General features: G+C 73.1%; 14 protein-coding genes. 6 read left to right on the plus strand and 8 right to left on the minus strand.

The features are described from left to right. Positions 1-14: 14 nt before the first annotated feature. From ACZ7G1_RS03385 to ACZ7G1_RS03395, 3 genes are all read right to left on the minus strand, one after another. On the minus strand, positions 15-1,064 hold the full coding sequence (locus ACZ7G1_RS03385; RefSeq protein ID WP_470877987.1) for a phosphotransferase enzyme family protein: 1,050 nt from the start codon (positions 1,062-1,064) through the stop codon (positions 15-17). Next, a complete protein-coding gene (locus ACZ7G1_RS03390; protein WP_470877988.1) occupies positions 1,061-3,070 on the minus strand; it encodes an ATP-binding cassette domain-containing protein in 2,010 nt (669 codons plus the stop codon). Before ACZ7G1_RS03390 ends, ACZ7G1_RS03385 begins: the two co-directional genes overlap by 4 nt. Positions 3,071-3,453: 383 nt before the next feature. Then, entirely contained in the window at positions 3,454-3,843 is a 390-nt protein-coding gene (locus ACZ7G1_RS03395) for an ArsR/SmtB family transcription factor (protein ID WP_470877989.1), read from the minus strand. Positions 3,844-3,938: 95 nt separating this feature from the next. Between ACZ7G1_RS03395 and ACZ7G1_RS03400 the strand changes: the two genes are divergently transcribed. The 3 genes from ACZ7G1_RS03400 (at position 3,939) to ACZ7G1_RS03410 (ending at position 7,569) form a co-directional block, all read left to right on the plus strand. Further along, the gene (locus ACZ7G1_RS03400) at positions 3,939-5,915 is read left to right on the plus strand and encodes a heavy metal translocating P-type ATPase (protein WP_470877990.1); all 1,977 of its coding nucleotides are present in this window, start codon (positions 3,939-3,941) and stop codon (positions 5,913-5,915) included. Positions 5,916-6,143: 228 nt separating this feature from the next. Beyond that, a complete protein-coding gene (locus ACZ7G1_RS03405; protein WP_470877991.1) occupies positions 6,144-7,016 on the plus strand; it encodes an alpha/beta hydrolase in 873 nt (290 codons plus the stop codon). 166 nt (positions 7,017-7,182) lie between these two features. Further along, positions 7,183-7,569, plus strand: a complete 387-nt coding sequence (locus ACZ7G1_RS03410) for a VOC family protein (RefSeq protein WP_470877992.1) — start codon at positions 7,183-7,185, stop codon at positions 7,567-7,569. A gap of 93 nt (positions 7,570-7,662) precedes the next feature. Here ACZ7G1_RS03410 and ACZ7G1_RS03415 read toward each other — a convergent pair whose 3' ends face one another. Further along, positions 7,663-8,622, minus strand: coding sequence for an NAD-dependent epimerase/dehydratase family protein (locus ACZ7G1_RS03415; protein WP_470877993.1), 960 nt, complete (start codon positions 8,620-8,622; stop codon positions 7,663-7,665). Beyond that, positions 8,619-9,257 carry a hypothetical protein gene (locus ACZ7G1_RS03420; protein WP_470877994.1) on the minus strand — a complete coding sequence of 213 codons (639 nt, stop codon included), beginning with the start codon at positions 9,255-9,257 and terminating at the stop codon, positions 8,619-8,621. The genes ACZ7G1_RS03415 and ACZ7G1_RS03420 overlap by 4 nt, the downstream gene beginning before the upstream one ends. Positions 9,258-9,369: 112 nt before the next feature. Here ACZ7G1_RS03420 and ACZ7G1_RS03425 point away from each other — a divergent pair, with 112 nt between their 5' ends. Continuing rightward, positions 9,370-10,080, plus strand: coding sequence for a TetR/AcrR family transcriptional regulator (locus ACZ7G1_RS03425; protein ID WP_470877995.1), 711 nt, complete (start codon positions 9,370-9,372; stop codon positions 10,078-10,080). Here ACZ7G1_RS03425 and ACZ7G1_RS03430 read toward each other — a convergent pair. Continuing rightward, positions 10,061-10,231: a hypothetical protein gene (locus ACZ7G1_RS03430; RefSeq protein ID WP_470877996.1), complete on the minus strand. Its 171-nt coding sequence runs from the start codon at positions 10,229-10,231 to the stop codon at positions 10,061-10,063. The two genes, ACZ7G1_RS03425 and ACZ7G1_RS03430, sit on opposite strands and share 20 nt — an antisense overlap. Positions 10,232-10,378: 147 nt before the next feature. Between ACZ7G1_RS03430 and ACZ7G1_RS03435 the strand changes: the two genes are divergently transcribed. Beyond that, the gene (locus ACZ7G1_RS03435) at positions 10,379-14,671 is read left to right on the plus strand and encodes an NACHT domain-containing protein (RefSeq protein ID WP_470877997.1); all 4,293 of its coding nucleotides are present in this window, start codon (positions 10,379-10,381) and stop codon (positions 14,669-14,671) included. 86 nt (positions 14,672-14,757) lie between these two features. Next, the gene (locus ACZ7G1_RS03440) at positions 14,758-16,359 is read left to right on the plus strand and encodes an outer membrane protein assembly factor BamB family protein (protein ID WP_470877998.1); all 1,602 of its coding nucleotides are present in this window, start codon (positions 14,758-14,760) and stop codon (positions 16,357-16,359) included. Here the strand turns inward: ACZ7G1_RS03440 and ACZ7G1_RS03445 are convergent. Together ACZ7G1_RS03445 and ACZ7G1_RS03450 are read right to left on the minus strand one after the other, a co-directional pair. After that, a complete protein-coding gene (locus tag ACZ7G1_RS03445) occupies positions 16,356-17,384 on the minus strand; it encodes an aminoglycoside phosphotransferase family protein (RefSeq protein ID WP_470878055.1) in 1,029 nt (342 codons plus the stop codon). The genes ACZ7G1_RS03440 and ACZ7G1_RS03445 overlap by 4 nt on opposite strands. 332 nt (positions 17,385-17,716) lie before the next feature. After that, positions 17,717-19,138 carry a glycosyltransferase 87 family protein gene (locus tag ACZ7G1_RS03450; protein ID WP_470877999.1) on the minus strand — a complete coding sequence of 474 codons (1,422 nt, stop codon included), beginning with the start codon at positions 19,136-19,138 and terminating at the stop codon, positions 17,717-17,719. Between the last annotated feature and the right edge of the window lie 2 nt (positions 19,139-19,140).

Raw genomic sequence — 19,140 nt, forward strand, 5'->3', positions numbered from 1 at the left:
GGGGCTTGGGGGAATCAGGTGAGGTGGTTGCGGAGGATGTGCTCGGCCTCGTCCAGTCGTTCGCGGAGGATCGCGGCGGCTTGGTGGCGGGCTCGGGCGTAGGCCTCCAGGGACGGGGTGACGGGGCCGAGGTCCTCGGCGACGGTGTTGAGGGGGTAGACGGAGAGGGCGAGCATGGCGGCGGTCACCCGTGCCACGGCGGCGAGTTCGTCCGCGCTCACGGTCGGGTGCCGGCGGTGGTAGGCGGCGGCGAGGCGGGCCAGGCCGGTGGGCCAGTCGGGTTGGCTGAGCACGGTGCGGGGGTCGAGGGCGAGGCGGCCGAGTTCCCAGACGGGGGATCGGCGGATGGGTGGGTGGAAGTCGATGACGGCGGCGACTGTCTCGTCGTGGAGGAGGACGTTGGGGCCGGAGAGGTCGCCGTGCACCAGTTGCGATGTCATCGTCCGCGGGGCCTTGTCCAGGAGCTGCTGTACCTCCGGGAGGCGCGCCAGCTTTTCGTGGGCGGTGGTCACTGCCCACCGTTCGAAGGGTGTGGCCGGGGGAGTCTCCTCGTACCAGGACAGGAGGCGTTCCAGTCGTGTGGCGCTTCGTGTGGGGTCGATGGATCTGTCCCTCGGGCCGAGCGAGGGCGGGCCGAAGGCGTGGCGGGCGAGGCCTCGGTGGAGGCGTCCGATGGTGTCGCCGACGGCTTCCCAGCGGCGGCCGGTCAGGCGGCCGTCGGCGGTGACCGCGTCGGGGAAGAAGCGGGTGACGGACATCGCGAGATGTCGGTGTCGGGCGATGAGGCGGTTGTCGGTCGCCGTGTAGAGGGCGGGGGCGACGGGGACGCCGCATTGGCGTGCGTGCTCGCTGAGGGCGACGGCGGCCTCGGTCTTTTCGAGGTCGGTGCCGGGGGCGTAGGTCTTCGCGAACCAGTGGCGGCCGGAGGTCGCTTCGCGGGCGATGTAGTTCTGGGTGGCGGTGCCGGAGGGGCCGGCCGCGACGGAGGAGGGCTGGATGCCGAACTCGGTGGTGAGGAGGAGGGTGACCAGGGAGATGCGTGACTCGGGTGAGGTCGGGGTCATGACGGCACCTCTCCCTCGCCGAGGACGGTGGCGGGCTCGACGGGTGTTCCCTGGGCCGGCAGCGAGGGGGCGGTGAACTGGCGGGCCTGGAGTTCGTAGGCCTCGCGGAAGGCGCCGGTGCTGGTGGCCGGGTCCATGAGCTGGGCGAAGGTGCCGTGTTCGACGACGCGGCCCTCGTCGAGTACGTAGATGAGGTCGGCGTGGCGGACGCTGTGGAGGCGGTGGGTGATGAGGACGGTGGTCTGGCCGGTGCCGGCGAGGCGGTGGATCTGGTCGAAGACGCGCTGTTCGGCGGCGGGGTCGAGGGCGCTGGTCGGTTCGTCGACGATGAGGACCTGCCCGTCGCGGGCTTTGCCGCGGGCGAGACCGATGCGCTGCCACTGTCCGCCGGAGAGTTCGTGTCCGCCGCGGTAGCCGCGGGCTAGGAGGGTGCTCAGGCCGCGGGGGAGCCCTTTGATGACTTCGTCGGCTCCCGCGTAGGCGGCGGCGGCTTCGATGAGTGTGTCGTCCATGGCGACGCCGCTGCGGCCGATGCCGATGTTCACGCGGGCGGTGAAGGGCCATCGCTGGAAGTCCTGGGCGACCAGGGCGACGCGCGAGAAGATGCGGGCCCGGCAGGCGTCGGCGGCGCTGGCGTCTCCCCACATGACGCGGCCCGACGCCGGCAGGTGGAGGCCGCAGAGGAGTTTCGAGACGGTGGACTTGCCCGAGCCGTTCTTGCCCACCAGGGCCACCGTCCGGCCGCGGGGGATGACCAGATCGACTTCGCTCAGGGACGGCTCGTCGGCGCCGTGGTAGGAGAAGCTGACCTTCTCGAAGCGGATCGCGTCGAAGTCCTCGGGCACTTCGACGCCCGTCTCCGGGATCGCGCGCCGCTCGGCCTCCGTACACAGGCGTTCCAGGTCGGCGACGAACAGGGACTCTTCCTGGATGTCGGTGACCCGCAGCACCAGATCGGTGATGCTCGCGGAGCCGGCCCGGATCGCGAGGACCGCGGTGCCGCCGACGGCGAGGGCCATCTGCCCGTTCCAGAGCAGGAGTCCGAGCACTCCGTACGCGGCTACCGTGGCGACTCCGCGAGCCCCGTCGGCGAGCAGGCCGGTGCGAGCCGCGACCCAGGCGAGGCGGGTCTGTTCCCGCTCGCTGGTCTCCGCCATGCCCCGGAAGTGTTCGAGGAGGAAGGGACCCACGTCGTGGACCCGGACCTCCCCCGCCGCCTGCTGGTCGATGAGGAGTCGGCTGATCAGCTGGGCGGCGCGTGCGTGCTGGACGAAGCGGTGCCAACTCGCGTACCGGGCACGGGCCATCGTGAGCGAGCCCCACGCGCTGGGCAGTGCCATCGCGAGCAGGAGCGGCAGGAGGGCCCAGTGCAGCACCGTCAGTACGCCGGCGGCGGCGAAGAGCGAGATCGCCGAGGCGACGACGGCCGTGCAGTAACCCACCATGCGCCGGGCCCCGTCCGCGCCCCACTGCGCCGAGTCCATCAGCTTGTGGAAGGCGTCGTCCTCGATGGCGTCCATCTCCACTCGGGCGACGAGGCCCAAGTAGCGCTCGGTGGCTACTCGTTGGACCTTCGGCTCCAGGACTCCGGTCGACGCGGTCGACGCCGATCGGAGGAGTGAGGAGATGACCGACATCACCGAGACCAGCACCAGGGCCGGAAAGGAGGCGCGCAGCCGGTCGGCCAGTGTCCCGGCGGCCAGCAGTTCGGCCAGGAGCTCGTTGACCGCCACCAGGGTGAACGCCTGGGTCAGGCCACGGCCGAACTCGCTGACCGCGACCGTGTACAGGGCCCTCCGGTCCGCCCGCCTGGCCAGCCGGACGGCGACGGCGACCTGGCGGGGGAAGCTGACGGCCATGCTCCACATGCCGAGCTTCACCCAGGTGCCGCGGTACTGGTTCCACCCCTGGTCGTAGTCGAGCCGACCGCCGAACAACAGCTGCTCGGAGGCCGAATGAGGCTCCGCCCCGGCTGCGTCGAGCGGTTCCTTCGCGCTGGTCCTCATGCCCCCCACCTCGTATCCGGACGTGCTGAGCGGAAGACGCCGGTAGTGAGGCGGGGCAGCGTGGTGGTGATGTCGGCCCCGGGGAGGGGCTGGAGAGGGCGGGTGGGGACGTGGGCGGTGAGGCGGTCGGGGAGGGGGTACATGGCGGGCTCCAAGGGGAGGGGTTCGGGCTTGTCGGATGGCTCAACGACAAGGCCCGGCCCGTCGAACACACGTCTTTCGGACGGCGTACGAAGCCCATGGCGGAGCGAATGCGCGTTCGTGCTGGATGCACCGACCCTTGCGGGGAGGGGGGTGTGCCCCGGCGAGGGTGTGGCCGAAACGCCGACATCGAGAGCGGGCGGCCTCGGAACGGGACGGCGGGTCGTCCCCGCGCGGACGCGTCAGTCGGCGAGTGCCGGTGCCGCCTGGCCGGTGGAGGTGTCGCGGAGGCCGAGGCGGAGGTGCTCGACGTGGAACAGGGCCTGGTCGAGGAGTTCGGCGACGTGGTTGTCGTAGAGCGAGTAGACGATGGACCGGCCCTGGCGCTCGCCGGTGACCAGGCCGAGGTTGCGCAGGAGGCGCAGCTGGTGGGAGCAGGCGGAGGCTTCGAGGCCGACGGCTTCGGCGAGGTCGCCCACCGGGCAGGGGCCTTCCTGGAGGCGGGCCAGGATGCGGAGGCGGGACGGGGTGGCGAGGGCCTGGAGGGTGGCGGCCACGTCGGCGGCGCCCACGGCGTCGAGGCGCTCGCGGGTGGTGGCGCTGTTGCTGGCGGTGACGTGTCCGTGGCCCATGACACCATCATACCGGCGATACCTGAAGACCTGTTCAGATGTTCCTGTATGGTGGCCGACGTTCCCGCAGTCCGCCCGCGAAGGGTCCGTTCGTCATGTCTTCTGTTCTGGATCGGCGCCCCACGCCCGCCCCCGGGGTGCCGCGTGCCACGGCCGCGAAGCGGCGCACGCGGGTGCTGGCGCTGCCGGAGGCCCGCTGGGCGCTCGCCGCGCTGGTCCTGTTCCTCCTCGCCCTGCCCGTCCACCTGCTCGGCGGGCCGGCGTGGCTGTCGGGCGCGCTGTTCGCCGCCACATACGTCACGGGCGGTTGGGAGCCGGGGTGGGAGGGCCTGAAGACCCTCAAGGGCAGGACCCTGGACGTGGACCTGCTGATGGTCGTGGCGGCCCTCGGTGCGGCCGCGATCGGCCAAGTCCTCGACGGCGCGCTGCTCATCGTCATCTTCGCCACGTCCGGCGCCCTGGAAGCCGTCGCGACCGCGCGGACCGCCGACTCGGTGCGCGGGCTGCTCGATCTCGCGCCCGCCACCGCCACCCGGCTCCTGCCCGGTGGTACCGAGGAGTGCCTCCCCGCGGGCTCGCTCGCGGTCGGCGACACCCTCCTGGTGAGGCCCGGCGAGCGGATCGGCGCCGACGGGCGGGTCCTCGACGGGGCGTCCGAGGTCGACCAGGCCTCCATCACCGGCGAGCCGCTGCCGGTGGCCCGGCAGGCCGGCGACGAGGTGTTCGCCGGTACCGTCAACGGCACCGGAGCCCTGCGGGTACGGGTCGAACGCGACCCGTCGGACTCGGTGATCGCCCGGATCGTGAAGATGGTCGAGGAAGCCTCCGAGACCAAGGCCCCCACCCAGCTCTTCATCGAGAAGGTCGAGCAGCGCTACTCGCTCGGCATGGTCGCCGCCACCCTCGCCGTCTTCGCGATCCCGCTCGCCTTCGGTGACGACCTGAGCGCTGCTCTGCTCCGCGCGATGACGTTCATGATCGTCGCCTCACCGTGCGCCGTCGTGCTCTCCACGATGCCGCCCCTCCTGTCCGCGATCGCCAACGCCGGGCGGCACGGCGTCCTCGCCAAGTCCGCAGTGGTGATGGAACGCCTGGGGCAGATCGACGCCGTCGCCCTGGACAAGACCGGGACACTCACCGAAGGCACCCCGCGCGTCGCCGAGATCCTCCCCGCCCCCGGCTCCGGGCTGGACGAGCACGCTCTCCTGGCGCTGGCCGCCGCGGCCGAACATCCCAGTGAGCACCCGCTGGCGCGCGCTGTCGTCCGAGCGGCCCGGGAGCGCGCCCTCACCGTCGCCGACGCGGTCGACTTCAGCTCCCGGCCCGGCGCGGGAGTGACCGCCACCGTCGGCGGCCACGCCGTCCAGGTCGGCTCCCCGGCGACCCTGGCGGATGCCGCCGGGCCCGAGATCGCCCACGCCGTCCAGGAACTCGAAGAACAGGGCCGTACCGCGGTGATCGTCCTGCGCGACGGCGCCCCCGCCGGCGTACTCGGCATCGCCGACCGCCTTCGCCCTGACGCTAAGGCCACGGTCGCCGCACTCACCACACTCACCGGCCGCCCCCCGGTCCTCCTGACCGGCGACAACGAGCGAGCCGCCCGCCGACTGGCCGCCGAGGTCGGCATCACCGACATCCGCGCGGGGCTGCTCCCGCAGGACAAGGTGGCCGCCGTGCGGGCCTGGGAGGCCGAGGGGAAGCGAGTCCTCGTCGTCGGCGACGGCGTGAACGACGCCCCTGCCCTGGCCGCCGCCCACTCTGGCATCGCGATGGGCAAGGCAGGTTCCGACCTCGCCCTGGAGACCGCCGACGCCGTCGTCGTCCGTGACGAACTCGCCGCCATTCCGGCCGTGGTGGAGCTGTCCCGCACGGCCCGCCGCCTGGTCGTCCAGAACCTTGTCATCGCCGGCGTCTTCATCACCGCCCTAGTGGCCTGGGACCTCATCGGCGAGCTCCCGCTGCCCCTCGGCGTCGCCGGTCACGAGGGCTCCACCGTGATCGTCGGACTCAATGGGCTGCGCCTGCTGAGCGAGCGGGCGTGGGTGAAGTTCCCTGGTGGGGGCGCTGCTTGAGGTGGGCCTTCCGGGGCCGGGGTCGGGGCTGGAGCCGTGCGGACCGCGCCGAAAATCGGTTGGCGGACCGCCAAGCGCCTGTTACGTTGCCCGAGGCCGTGCGAGAGAACGAGGAGGTGGTACCCGTGAACGCAGTTTCGACATGGGTGCTCCCCTCCGGGGTCACGGTCGGGCGATAGGCAGGTCGTCCGGGAGCGCCGTACACGAGCACTCCCGAAAGGCACGACCATGCGATTCACCTCCGAACAGCGTCTCGACGACGGTGTCCTCGAGCGCACGTTCCTGCTGGGCGAGATCCCCGGCATCTTGTGGACGCCCGCGTCCGTCTCCACGCCCGCGTCCGTCTCCACGCCGGCGTCCGACTTCACGCTCGCGTCCGTCTCCACGCCCCCGTCCGACTTCACGCCGACGACCGTCTCCCCGTCCGCAGCCGCGCCCGTCTCCGCACCGGCATCCGACACCGCCTCCGCGCCGGTGCCCCTGATCCTGCTCGGCCACCCTCCGCTCGGACTGGACAAGATGTACCCGCAGCTGGCGGCGCGAGCCAGGCAAGCCGCCGCGGACGGTTTCGCGGCGGCCACCATCGAGCTTCCCGGCAGTGGGGAGCGGCCTCGCTGGGCGGCTGCCGAACAGGCGCGCGCGGACCTGCGGCAGGCGATGGCCGCCGGAGAGCCGGTCAGCGAGGAGATCGTCGACGCCCTCATCCTCCCGCTCGTCGAGAGGGCGGTCCCGGAATGGCGGGCGGCGCTCGACGCGCTTCTGGCGCTGCCCGGGATCGGCGGGCCGGTGGGGTACTCGGGCGGGGTGATCTCGATCGGGACCCGGCTGGCGAGGGTCGATCCGCGCATTTCGGCCGCGGTGCTGTACGCGGGGAGTTTCATTCCTCGGGCCGTGTTGGCGGAGGCGCCTGAGGTGAGCATTCCCCTGCACGTGCTTCTGCAGTGGGACGACGCGGGTAATGACCGGCAGGCGTCCCTGGACCTGTTCGACGCCTTCGGTTCGAAGGAGAAGACCCTGAACGCGAACATGGGCGGGCACACCGGGGTTCCGCGGTTCGCCGGGGAGGAGGCGGCCCGGTTCTTCGTACGGCACTTGAAGTGAGGGCGGGCGGCTGGGCCGGGGACCTGCGGGTGCGGGTGGCTCATCCCGTCGGTCGGTGTGGCGGGGTAACGTGATCATGATGCTCTGGGGGGTGGGGCTCGCTCCGCGTACCCAGGCACCGTTTTCGGCGTACGAGTAACAGCCCATAAGGAGCAGGGGACCGACCATGCGAGTGAAGGCATTCGACCACCTGGTGCTCAACGTGACCGACGTCGAGCGGTCGTTGGAGTTCTACACGGAGCTTCTCGGCCTGGCGCCTGAGCGGGTCGAGGAGTGGCGGGCGGGGAAGGTGTCCTTCCCGTCCGTGCGCATCGACGAGAGCTCGGTGATCGACCTCTTCTCCCGTGCCCGGGGTGAGTCCAACGTCGATCACATCTGCCTCGTCGTCGACCCGCTGGACTGGCAGGAGGTCATCGATTCCGGCCGGTTCGACGTCGTAGAGGGTCCGGTTCCGCGCTGGGGCGCTCGTGGTTCGGCGCAGTCGGTGTACGTGAAGGACCCGGACGGCAACACCGTGGAGCTGCGGTGGTACCCGCAAGACGTGACGGACTAAGGGGCGGCCGACGCCTCTCCGGAAGCGCGAGGCGCGTCCGGACGACGCTCTCCGGAAGCGTGTCGCGCTTCCGGAGGGCGGGCCGCCGAGTGGTCACTTCCGGCGAGCGCGGTAGGCCGCGACCGTCTGCTCCATGGCCTCCTCCGTCGGGGTGGCGAGGGCGCCGAGGCGGTCGCGGATGAGGGTGGAGTCGACGACGAAGGGCTCGGCGAACTCGTAGCGCATTTCTATGAGTTCGCGCACGGTGGGGTTGAAGGCGCCCAGGGCGTAGAGGGCGAACGTCGGCATGCGGCGCAGGCGGGCCGTGCCGGGGCGGCCGGTGGCGTGGTGGGCCAGGCCGACGAGCTCGCGGGTGGTGCGGGTGTGCGGGTCGTTGGGCAGGTGCCAGACGCGGCCCGGGGCGTCGGGGTGGAGGCCCAGGAGGGCGAGGGCCTCGCCGATGTCGGGTACGAAGGTGTACGTGTGGGGCTGGTCCGGGTCGCCGAGGACGGTGGCCGTGCGGCCGGCCAGGAGGGCCGGGAAGACGAGGTCGCCCAGGTTGGACTGGGCGCCGCCGCGCGGGCCGAAGTAGTCGGAGGCGCGGCCGATGGCGATCTCCGCGCGTCCCGCCTTGTGGGCCGCGAGGAGGTCTCGGGTCATGTGGCCCCGGAGCCGGCCCTTGCGGGTGGTGGCGGCGTCGGGGGTCTCCTCGGTGAACGGGCGGCCGCCGGGGGAACCGTAGCTGTAGACGTTGTCCATGGAGACCATGCGGGCGCCGTTGGCCTCGGCGGCGGCGAGGACGCCGGCCTGGAGGGCGGGGAACTCCTGCTGCCAGCGGTGGTACGGCGGGTTGAGTGCCTGGTAGACGACGGTGGCGCCGGCCGAGACGGCGGTGGTGAACGCCGGGTCGGCCGCGTCGCCTGCGGCGACCTCGACGCCGTCGGGGACGTCCGCGCTGCCGGAGCGGTTGACGATCCGTACGGATTCTCCCCGGCGTACGAGTGCCTCGGCGATGGCCGTGCCCACGGCGCCGGAGCCGAAGATCACGTGACGGGGGGCGGTGGTGTGCTTCATGCGTCGACCTCGTGGAGGGAGTCCGAGCCGGCGGTCCGGTCGGGGCTGGTGGGGGCGGGCAGGAGTGCCTGGAGCAGGATGCCGGAGAGGGCGGAGACGGTGAGGGCGCCGGTGGCGCCGAAGACGGTGAACCGGGCGTCCACCCCGACTCCGGCGAGGGTGGTCACCGTCCAGCCGGCCGCCCAGAGGGCGGGCATGGCCGAGGCCCAGAGCCACCGGCGGCGTGCTGTCCGGGGGAGGGCGGCGGCCTGGGCGATGCCGAGCAGGAAACCCTCGGCGGCGCCCATGAGCGCCAGCGAAGCGAGATCGGTCCGGTGGTCGACCAGGGCGGAACCGGCCAGGAGTCCGAGTCCGCTGCCGGCCGCGGTGGCGGCGGCCCAGCGCGCCAGGTTGAGCCGGCCGGCGGAGACGAGTGCCTGTCCGGCGCCGAGCACCGCGCCCGTCACGCCTCCGCCGACCAAGGCGCTGATGGTGTCGTCGACGGGGCCGCCGGCCGCGCGGCCGGCGAGTCCGGCGATCGGGAACGCCAGGAAACCGGCCGTCCACCGGAGCCAGCCACGCAGGGCGGGGCGCCGGGAGCCGCCGACAGGGGGGTGCTCGGCGACGCGCAGGGGGACGCGTATGGGGACGCGCATGGGGACCGCCTCCAATTTCTGTACGCTGTCCATTTAATGTACGCCGTGCAAAAATGAATCGTCAAGGCGCGAGCGCGGCCAGATGGCGACACCGGATGAGGGAGGCGTACGGATGGCACAGGACACGCCGCCGGCGAAGCGGGGCCGCAAGCGGGCGGTCGCCGAGGAAGAGGTCGTCGCGGCGGCCATCCGCCTCCTCGGCGCCCGGGGCGCCGACGCGGTCAGCATCCGGGGGATCGCGGCCGAGCTGGGGCTCGCGCCCAACGCCGTCTACACCTACTTCCCGGACCGTGCCGCGGTGGTCGGCGCCGTCGTCGAGCACCTGCTCGGCGAGACGGACCTCGTCGCCCTCACCGCTCCGGGCACACCCTGGCGCGACCGCGTCCACGCACTCGCCACCGACCTGCGGCGCCGCCTCCTCGCCCACCCGGGCGCGGTCCACCTGCTGCTCTCCGGCCCCATGGACGGCCCCCACGCCCTCGCGCTCGGCGAAGCCCTCCTCGACGTCCTCGCCGACGCCGGCCTCGACCCGGCGGACGCCGCCCGCGCCTCCTACCTGCTGATCGTCCAGGTCCTCGGCGCCATCGCCCTCGAAGCCGCCGAACTCCCCTCACCCGACCCGGCGCCCCCCGTCGCCGAGCGGGTCGCGGCGCGCCGGGAGCAGCTCGGCGCCATTCCGGCCGACCACTACCCCCGTACGGCCGAGGCGGCGGACACCATCGCCCGGTTCGTCTCCGACGAGCAGTACGCGTGGGGACTCGACCGGGTCCTCGACGGGATCGCCGGGCAGGCGAAGGGAAGCGTCAGCCGCCGCAGGACTTGACGATCGCGTAGACGATGCCGGCGAGGATGATCAGCCCGCAGCAACCGCCCCCGTCGTCATCGCCGTCGATCGAGTTCCTGATCCGCCGGCGCTCGTCGCTGCGCCCCTGCTCGTACGCCTGCTGCTTCTCCCAGTCGCCGTAATAGCTCATGACACCCCCGCGTCATCGCAACCATGTGCGAGTTTGATTCCCTCGCGGGGCGCGGTCAGGCGTCCGCTGGCAACGCTGAACTGTGGCTCCTGAGAACCTTGTTGAGCGCTAAAGTCTGAGGTGTCGACAGGGACCGGGGGAGGGGACATGGCCGCCGAAGCCTCCCGCTGGCTCATCGTCGCCGGCACCGCCACGTACGAGCACCAGCACGCCCTGCCGTGCGTGCCCGAAGACCTGGAGGTCGTCAGCGGCCTCTTCGGTGAACTCGGGTACGGCACCGCCCTTCCCGTCCTCGACCACTCCACCGCCGAACTGCGCGACGCCCTCTCGCAGTGGTCGGCCGGCGCCACCGACGAAGACGGGGCCCTCGTCCTGTACTTCAGCGGCCACGGCGACACGGGCACGGACAACCGCCACTACCTCCTGTGCCGCGACAGTCAGTCCGGCCGGCTGCGGGGCACCGCCCTGTCCACCGACGACCTGGTGGGGATCCTCACCGAGTCCGGGCTGCGGCGACTGCTGCTCATCATCGACACCTGTTACGCGGGCCAGGGCGGCGTCGACGCCGTGCGGGCCCTCGCGGCCGACCTGCTCTCCTCCCGCCAGGCGGACGAACGCCGGCTCGCCGCCTTCTCCGTGATCGCCGCCGCCCGCCCGCAGGAGATGGCCCTCGACGGCGCGTTCGCCCGCGCGCTGGCCGACGCGGTCCGCGACCCGACCCTCGGCGGCCAACGCCAGCCGAAGCTCTACATCGAGCAGGTCGTCGACCGTGTCAACGAGGCGCTGGCGGCGATCGGCCCCTTCCAGCACGCCACTTGGGGCACCCTGCCCGGCGGCGAGAGCTACCCCTTCATCCCCAACCCCCGCTATGTCGCGGACGTGCCGGGCGAAGGCGTCCTCGACCTGGCGGAGCAGCGGACGGCGCTCACCCCCGAAGGGCGGCTGCGCCGCGAGGAGTTGCTGAACCACTTCGTGCCGCGCGGACGGGGTGTGGAACGCGCGAGCGACCCCGGCTCCTACTTCACCGGCCGCAGCGCCGCACTCGCGGCACTCGCCGGCTGGGCGTCCGGCGACACCCGGCACTTCGGGCGAGCCGTCGTCGTCACCGGCGGGCCGGGCACGGGCAAGTCCTCCCTCCTGGGGCGCCTCCTCCTGACGGCCGGCGCGGCGGACGGCGTACCCCTGGACCAGGCCCCGCAGGTCACCCCCCGACCCGTGCACGCGGCGATCCACGCCAGGCACAAGTCGCTGGCCGAGGTCGCCTCCGGCATCGCCGCGGCCGCCGAACTGCGCGGCGCCGAACCCGACGAGCTCATCGAGAACTTGGCGCGCCGCACCGAACCGCTGGTGCTCGTCATCGACGCCCTCGACGAGGCCGGTACCTCCGGGTCCGTCGACGAGCCCCGGCGCATCGCGGGCCTGCTCCTCGCGCCCCTCTCCAAACTGCCGTGCGTCCGGCTGGCGGTCGGCACACGACGGCAGGTCGTCGACGACCTGGGGGACGGCTTCGTACCCCTCGACCTCGACGAGTCGCGGTGGACCAATCACGAGGACGTCATCGCGTACGCCACCCAGCTCCTCCAGGCACCGGACGGCCCCGGCAGCGTCGGCCCGTACACCGCCGCCCAGGCCGAACCGGTCGCGCGCGCCATCGCCCTGCAAGCCGGCTACAACTACCTCGTCACCCGGCTCACCGCCCGCACGCTCGCCCGGCGGGAAGAATCACTCGACACCGAACGGCCTGGCTGGGACGTCCAGTTGCCCGACCCCCACTCCTCCCCCTTCCTCTGGGCGCTCGCCGAGGCCACCGGCCGGGACTACGAGCGGGCCCGCGCGCTCCTGCTCCCGCTCGCCCTGGCCGAGGGCGCCGGCATGCCCGCCGGCTCGGTCTGGCCCGCCGTCGCCACCGCACTGTCCGGCACCCAGGTCACCGCCGACGACGTCGCCTGGATCCTCGACGCGGCCGACAACCACGTCGTGGAAGTCCTCGACCGCGACCAGCGATCCGTCTACCGCCTCTACCACGAGTCCTTCGCCGAGGAGCTGCGCGAACGCCCCGACCCGGCCCGGGACCAGCACGCACTGGTCACCGCCCTGACCGGCCTCGTCCCCACAGACCCGGCCACCGGCGTCCGCGACTGGCGCGCCGCCGACCCCTACATCCGCGCCCACCTGGCCACCCACGCCGCGGCCTGCGGCATGCTCGACGACCTCGTCCTCGACCCCGAGTACCTGATGGCCGCCGAACCCACCGTGCTCCTGCCCGCCCTGGCAGCCGTCACCACCCCCGCCGCCCTCGCCGCCGCCGCAACCTTCCAGCGCTGCGCCCCCCTCCTCGCGGACGAGACCGACCCCGCCCGCCAGGCCGCGCAGCTCCGCATGGTCGCCCTCCAGGAAGGCGCCGTCGACCTGGCCGCCGCGGTCCCCCACGACGTACCCGGCCTGCCCTGGGAGACACTCTGGGCGGACACGGCCCCGGGGCAGTACAGCTCCCTCGGCCCGTTCACCCCCGCCCCGCACAGCCTCGCCCTCCTCCACCACGGCGGCCGGCCCGTCGTCGTCACGGCCCAGCGGGGCATCGGGGTCCAGTGGTGGGACGGCAACACGGGAGAACGCCTGGGGAGGCTGTCCGGCCCGCCCGGCGACGTCGTGGCAGTGGCGGCCTGCGAGGGGAGCGGCTCTCCCTGGATCGTCGTCGAGCACGAGGAGGACGGCGAGGCCTTCGTGGCCTTGTGGGACCTGGAAACGGGCTCCGCGCTCGGCCCGCGCGTGTCCGCCGCGATCCCGGCGCACTCGCTGCCGGACGCCTGCGCCAGGGTCGGGGACACCTGTGTCGCCGCCGTACCGGAGGGCGACGAGGTCCGCCTCGTCGACCTGCGCACCGGTCGCGAGCTCGAAAGACTCCAAGGCGCTCCGCCCCCGCGCGTCGGCGGGACGACCTGGACGGCCGTCGGCTTCCGGGGCGACCGTCTCATGGTGGCCGCCGCGAGCGGCGGAAGCCGCTTCGACACCTCGACGCTGCGGCCGCGGATGGCCAGGATGGCCGTGTGGTCCGTCGACCCGACCGGCCGGCGACCCGCGCGGCGCACGCGGTCGAGACGTCTGCGCGGAAACCAGGTGCTTGGCTTGCTGGTCGCGGACGGACGCGCCGAGGTGGCCCTCACCAGCGGGTTCCGCTTCACCAAACTGATCTACGTCGACCGCGTCCGTGACCGTGCCGCCGCGCGCCAGTGGACCTTCGACGAGACCTACCCGCACGTCCGCCTGCTGCACATCGGGCCCGAGGTGGTGGCACTCCGGCTCCATGAGGGGCGCTACGACGTCCTTGGCGCTGACCTCGAACCGCGCTCCATGCGGCTCGCGATGGGGGACCCCCACACGTGGACGGCGGCGTGCGGACCCGACGGGAACGCGGTGCTGGCCTCCGCCGACACCAGTACCTCGGTGAAGCTCTGGCGGATGGGCACCCGTGTCGACGCAGCCGGGTCGGGCGGCGACGTGTTTCCGGGCTCCGGCTGCGCGGTGGCCACCTTCGAGGACCGCACCGTCCTGATCATCGGGAAACGGCGCTCCAAGTACGCGTCCAAGGAATTCCACGCCATCGACCCCGTGCGGGGCGGCCGCAAGCCCGTGCCCCTGCCGACCGACCTGCCCTTCCGCGGCGCGCTGCCGGCGCCCGGTGCCCCGGGGCTCCCCACCGTCCTCTACCAGCACTACCCGGCGAAAGGGACACCCAAGGCCTGGGTCCACCAGCCGTCCGGGTTCCGTTCGCTGCCGCTGGGCGAGGCCGGCACCGGCGGCAGCATCCAGGTCGCACGGCTCCAGGGACGCCCCGTCCTGATCAACTCGGCCGCATCGCCTGTGCACGTGTGGGACCTCGACGGCGTTCTCCTGCACACCCTGCCGAATCTGCACTACGAGGACGTACGGCACGCGGAAACGGAAGACGGGAAGCTCTACGTCCTCGTCCGGGACTTCACGGAACTGCGCGTCACACTCCTCCCCGACGACGTGTCCCGGAAGTGGAGTCCGAACGGCCTGCAGGTCTACAAAGATCCCGCCGACGTGGGCAGTTGGCAGGGCCGCCCGGTCATCGCCTACGTCACCACGCGGCGACAGGCGTACGACCACGCCCCCTTCACGCCCAGCGTCGTGGTCCGCGACCTCGCCGATCCACAGAGCGAGCCCCTCTTCCGCTGGACCATCCCCTACGGCCAGTCCGTCTCGGACCTCCGCCTGCTCCCCGGCACCACCCGCGACGCCCTCCTCCTCGCGGTCTCCGGCCACCGCCTCCTCGTCGTCGAACCGGGCAGCCCCACCCCCACCACCGACATCCCCGTGGGCAGCGCCATCCTCTCCGTCGTCCCCGTCGACGACCGCGTCCTCGCCGTCGTCACCCCCAACGGCGTCATCGCCCTGCGCCTGCCGCCTGCGAGATGAACCTCGGCCGGACGTACAGTGGCGTGTCGGTGACACGCATCTCCGTGCCGCCTCGAAGACCCCCCCCGCATGACGAGGAACCCCGCATGACCCCTGCTCCCGCCGTCGCTCCGACGGTCCGCCGCATCCTCGGCGACCGCCCGTTCGCCGAGATCGGTGAACCCGCCCTCGCCGTTTTCGACGAGCGCTCGCGGACCGTCGCCGTGGGCGGCGACCTGGGGCATGTCCAGTGGCAGGGGAACGGCACCGCGGATGACCGCTGGACGGGGTACCGGATCGGGCTCTACGACCAGGACGGGCTGCGCTGCCGGCGCGTCCTGCGGTCCCGTCACCCCGTCCGGTCCCTCGCCTTTCACCCCGTGCTTCCGTTGCTGGCCGTCGGCACGGGACGGTACGACGGCGGCTACTTCTTCGAAGGCGAGCTGCTGCTCGTACCGCTGGACGCGGCCGACGGCGACGCCGTGTCCGTCCTGCCGTCCACGCGCGAGGTCCTCGATGTCGCATGGCTCAGCGACACGGCACTGCGCCTGGTCCTCGCACCGCACGACGACTGGGAAGAGCCGCGGGCAGGCGAGCAGGGGCACGTGGTTGTCGTGGAGCGCCCGGACTGGACGGCTGTCGGGACGCGTTCGATCCTCGAGAAAGAGCTCGCCGCCCCCGCGACGCCGTACGCACGGCCGGAACACGCTGCGGAGGCCCGCCGGATTCTGACCGAGCTCGCGGCTTCGGCCGGTCGGCAGTGGACGCCACGACGGCGCGTGTGGGCCGTCCACGGCCTGCCGGACGGCCGCGTGCTCGCCGCCGCGGACGGGACGCTGGCCGAGGCGTGGCTGCCGTCGGGGGAACGGCAGTGGGCGATCGAGGACAAGGACGGCGGCCGTGAGCTCCTCCCGGCTTCCGACGGCACATCGGTCTGGGCGAACGCCGGACGCCGTGCTCGCGACGAGGGAAGGCGCTGGGAGACGGCCGCCCCCCTGGTGGCCCGGATCGCCGTCGACACCGGGGAGGTGGTCGAGAACCTGAGTCCCGACTTTCCGGTGGTGCTCGTCGCGGGCGGCCGGCAGCTGATCCTCAGGCCGTCGGAGCGGCGGCGCGCGCGTCCCGAACGCCTGCTGACGCGCGAGCCCGACGGCCTGGCGGAGGGCCCGGACGTCGGCGGCTTCGACCTGTTCAACCACCCCTTCCCCGTCCGGCACGCGACTCGGCCGTACGTCCTCGTCGGTGCCGACCCCCAGGAGCCGTACAAGGACAAGTGGGTCACCACCATCGACGCGGACGGCACCGCGCGGCGGCTCTTCCCGCACTCCTGGGTGCCGCAGGAGCACCACTTCGGCGGCCCCGCCGCCGAGATCGACCACTCCCTCGTCCACGCGGGCGCCGTCCACCACGGACACGGCCTCCAGCCTGGCGGGGCCTACGTCGTACGCCGCTCCCTCGACGGCACCGTCCAGTGGCAACACCGCGCCGACCACCCCGCCACCGCCCTCGACACGGACGGCGACACCGTCTACGTCGCCTTCAACTCCGGCGCCCTGACCGCACTGGACGCCCGCGACGGCTCGGTCCGCTGGCACACCGAAGTCGAGGTCGACGGAGTACCGGCCACGGCACTGTCCCTCTCCGTCGCACCACAGGGACACCTGATCGTGGGGACCGTCGACGGCCGCATCCTCGTGTACGCCGCCTAAGGCCGCTTCGACGGAACGGGCCGGAGCGCGGGCCAGCGCGCGAGCATGCGTGCGCGCAGGGCGACGGTGAGGCCGCTCAGGCCGCCAAGCGCCGCCTCGTCGGCCGTCATCCCGGCGACGACACCGAGCCGGTGCACGAGCCGCTGCCGGGCGGTCGCCGTGCCCCACTTCCAGTCGCGGTGCGGAATCCGGGCCAGGTGCTCGGCGCCCTCGCGGTGCGCCCGCTCGACCAGGGCGTCACCGCGGATCAGCCAGCCGGCGCAGGCGTCGGCCAGCCCGCCGTGGGCTTCGGTGCCGGTCCGGAGCCGCCACTCGTCGCGATACGCGGCCTCCGCCCGTCCGAGCAGCCGCTCCGACGCCGACGTGACACACCAGCAGGTCGGAAAACCGATACGGAGATACGCGAGCTCCATCAGACCGCTGCCCAGCGACGCCTGCTCGAAGTCGACGAACCTGATGCCCGCGGGCGTGTGGAGATCGTTCCCCGGACAGGGGTCCCCGTGCAGCAGCGCATGCCCTGGCGCCTCGGCGAGGCGCCGCACCAACTTTTCCAGTTCCTCGGGCACGCCGACCGCGACGGGAACCTCCAGCGCCTCGGCCAGTCGCAGGAAGGCCTCGACGTCGGCCCGGCTCGGTCCCTGCCACCGGGGGAGCGCCCCCGCGTCCTCCGGGCCCGCGGCCGCGTGCAGGCGAGCCAGCGCGACCGCGTAGTCGACGATCCAGTCGTTTCCCGGGCGCCGGTGCTCCAGATGCTCCAGGACCAGGACACGTCTCGTCGGATCGGTGGCCAGCAGCGCCGGCACCACGGGCGACCCGGCCCGGGCGGCGAGGCGCAGCGCGGTCACCTCGCGGTCGTACCGCGCGTCGGCGTCAGGTCCGTCGACGATCTCCTTGACCACTGCCACGGCCCCGGGCAGCTCGACCCGCCACACGCGCGACCGCGGGCTGCTGCCCAGGGTGCGCCACCGCTTGGGCGATCCCAGCTCGACCCGCAGTTCGTCCCCGAAGGGCGGTCGTGACCACATGGGCTCATCGTGGCAGAGGGCCGAAAGGGGCATCCGGCCAGGGCCGCTGCGCACCTGACGGCGCATCCGCGGGCCCTGCGCCTCGCCGGTCGCACCGGTGCCGGCGGCGGTGAACTCGCCGTGTCGGGCAAGGGGGAGCAGGAGCTCGCCCTCGGCTGGTCTCACCAGCGACACCAGCGACACCAGCGACACCAGCGACACCAGCGACACAGCGACGACGCCGCCCTCCAGCTGCCCGACGGCACCCTGGACGACGGCGCCTACCGCTGGCGCGTCCGCGTGAAGGACGGGCGGTACGGCCTTCGCCTGGACGGCCTGGTGCTCCTTCACGGTCAAGCGCGCCTGACCGGAGCACCACCCTCCCGGTGCCCTGGGGCGTCCACGCGCTCCGGGGCACCGTCGCCTGCCGTCCCCAGGCGCCGCAGCCACCACACCGCGCCCACCACGACCGCCGCCACCCCGTACGGGACGGTCACCCCCGGTGTACCGGTCACCGGAGCGGCGAGATACGCCACCGCACCCGCCAGGGCGACGCCGAGCCACTCGGAGCGGCCGTCCAGAGCGACGAGCGCGACGAGGAGCAGGGCGTACCAGGAGTAGCCGGGCGTGAGGAGCAGGAAGGCCGTGCCGAGGACCGACAGGGCGCCGCGCCAGGGGCGTTCGGGGTCGCCGCGCCACCACACCACCACCGATACCGCGGCGACGCCGAGGACCGCGACGGGCGGTGCCCACGCGTCGGGCAGGACGAGGCGGAGCAGGGCGTAGCGGCCGCCGGTGCCCGCGTCGTCGTATCCCTCCTCCTGGGCGTAGCCGCCGAGGTAGCCGAGGACGGAACCGTCGGAGAGGAGCACGTACGGCAGGTAGGCAAGGGCCACGGTCGCCGCGACCGGCAGGATCACGGCCACGAGCGCGCGGGGCCGCCGGAGGCCGGACAGGGCGCCGGGCAGGAGCACGGCGGGCAGCAGTTTGGCGGCGACCGCGAGGCCAAGCAGCACGCCGCCGGTGACGAGGTGGCGGCGGGCGAGGAGCGCGAGCGCGCCGACGGACAGGAGCACCGCGAGGACGTCGACGTGCGCGTTGTCGACGGCCTCGACGGGGACGGCCGGGCACCACGCCCACAGGGCGGCCTGGCGCGGGTCGCCGCGCCGGCGCAGGACGGCGAGCAGGAGGGCGGTGACGGCCAGGGCGAGCACCGCCGAACCGACCTGGAGCCCCTTGTGCCGTGCCTCGTGCGGAGAGAGGGCGTGGACCAGGAGGAACCAGCCCTCGGCCACCGGTGGGTAGATCGTGTGGACGGTGGGCCGGTTGATCCGCGTGCACCGGCCGTCACCCAGCGGCGAGAGGTCACCGCCGCCCGGCCCGCACGCCTCGGCGGGCGGAAAGAGCCAGGCGTCGCGGAGACCGGCCAGCGCCGGATCCGCCGGCGCGTGATCGTACGGCGACATGCCCGCCGCCTGTACGCGGCCGTCCCAGGCGTACCGGTAGGAGTCGGTGCTCGTCCGCGGGGCCGCCACCAGGCCGGTCGCCGTCACCGCGAGCGCCCCGGCGACGACGAGCGGAACGACGTACAGCCCGGGGACGCGGCGCAGGGCGACCGCGGCCGCCGCGAACAGCACCCACGCGCCCGCGTACCCGCCGAGGAAGCCCGTCCCCCGCGCGCCCGAGCGCAGCAGAACGCTCAGCGAGGCGACCAGGAGGGCGAGGAGGAGCACGGTGACGACGAGGGGCGGCGGGAGACGGCGGGCGCGGGTCATGG

It is taken from the genome of Streptomyces sp. NPDC037273, assembly GCF_055603625.1.

Bases quoted from the DNA above. Each gene is read 5' to 3' on its own strand.
- ACZ7G1_RS03445 (WP_470878055.1), bottom strand. From the start codon at position 17,384: ATGTGGTCACGACCGCCCTTCGGGGACGAACTGCGGGTCGAGCTGGGA.
- ACZ7G1_RS03385 (WP_470877987.1), bottom strand. From the start codon at position 1,064: ATGACCCCGACCTCACCCGAGTCACGCATCTCCCTGGTCACCCTCCTC.
- ACZ7G1_RS03415 (WP_470877993.1), bottom strand. From the start codon at position 8,622: ATGAAGCACACCACCGCCCCCCGTCACGTGATCTTCGGCTCCGGCGCC.
- ACZ7G1_RS03390 (WP_470877988.1), bottom strand. From the start codon at position 3,070: ATGAGGACCAGCGCGAAGGAACCGCTCGACGCAGCCGGGGCGGAGCCT.
- ACZ7G1_RS03425 (WP_470877995.1), top strand. From the start codon at position 9,370: ATGGCACAGGACACGCCGCCGGCGAAGCGGGGCCGCAAGCGGGCGGTC.
- ACZ7G1_RS03420 (WP_470877994.1), bottom strand. From the start codon at position 9,257: ATGCGCGTCCCCATACGCGTCCCCCTGCGCGTCGCCGAGCACCCCCCT.
- ACZ7G1_RS03435 (WP_470877997.1), top strand. From the start codon at position 10,379: ATGGCCGCCGAAGCCTCCCGCTGGCTCATCGTCGCCGGCACCGCCACG.
- ACZ7G1_RS03410 (WP_470877992.1), top strand. From the start codon at position 7,183: ATGCGAGTGAAGGCATTCGACCACCTGGTGCTCAACGTGACCGACGTC.
- ACZ7G1_RS03395 (WP_470877989.1), bottom strand. From the start codon at position 3,843: ATGGGCCACGGACACGTCACCGCCAGCAACAGCGCCACCACCCGCGAG.
- ACZ7G1_RS03430 (WP_470877996.1), bottom strand. From the start codon at position 10,231: ATGAGCTATTACGGCGACTGGGAGAAGCAGCAGGCGTACGAGCAGGGG.
- ACZ7G1_RS03450 (WP_470877999.1), bottom strand. From the start codon at position 19,138: ATGACCCGCGCCCGCCGTCTCCCGCCGCCCCTCGTCGTCACCGTGCTC.
- ACZ7G1_RS03400 (WP_470877990.1), top strand. From the start codon at position 3,939: ATGTCTTCTGTTCTGGATCGGCGCCCCACGCCCGCCCCCGGGGTGCCG.
- ACZ7G1_RS03405 (WP_470877991.1), top strand. From the start codon at position 6,144: ATGCGATTCACCTCCGAACAGCGTCTCGACGACGGTGTCCTCGAGCGC.
- ACZ7G1_RS03440 (WP_470877998.1), top strand. From the start codon at position 14,758: ATGACCCCTGCTCCCGCCGTCGCTCCGACGGTCCGCCGCATCCTCGGC.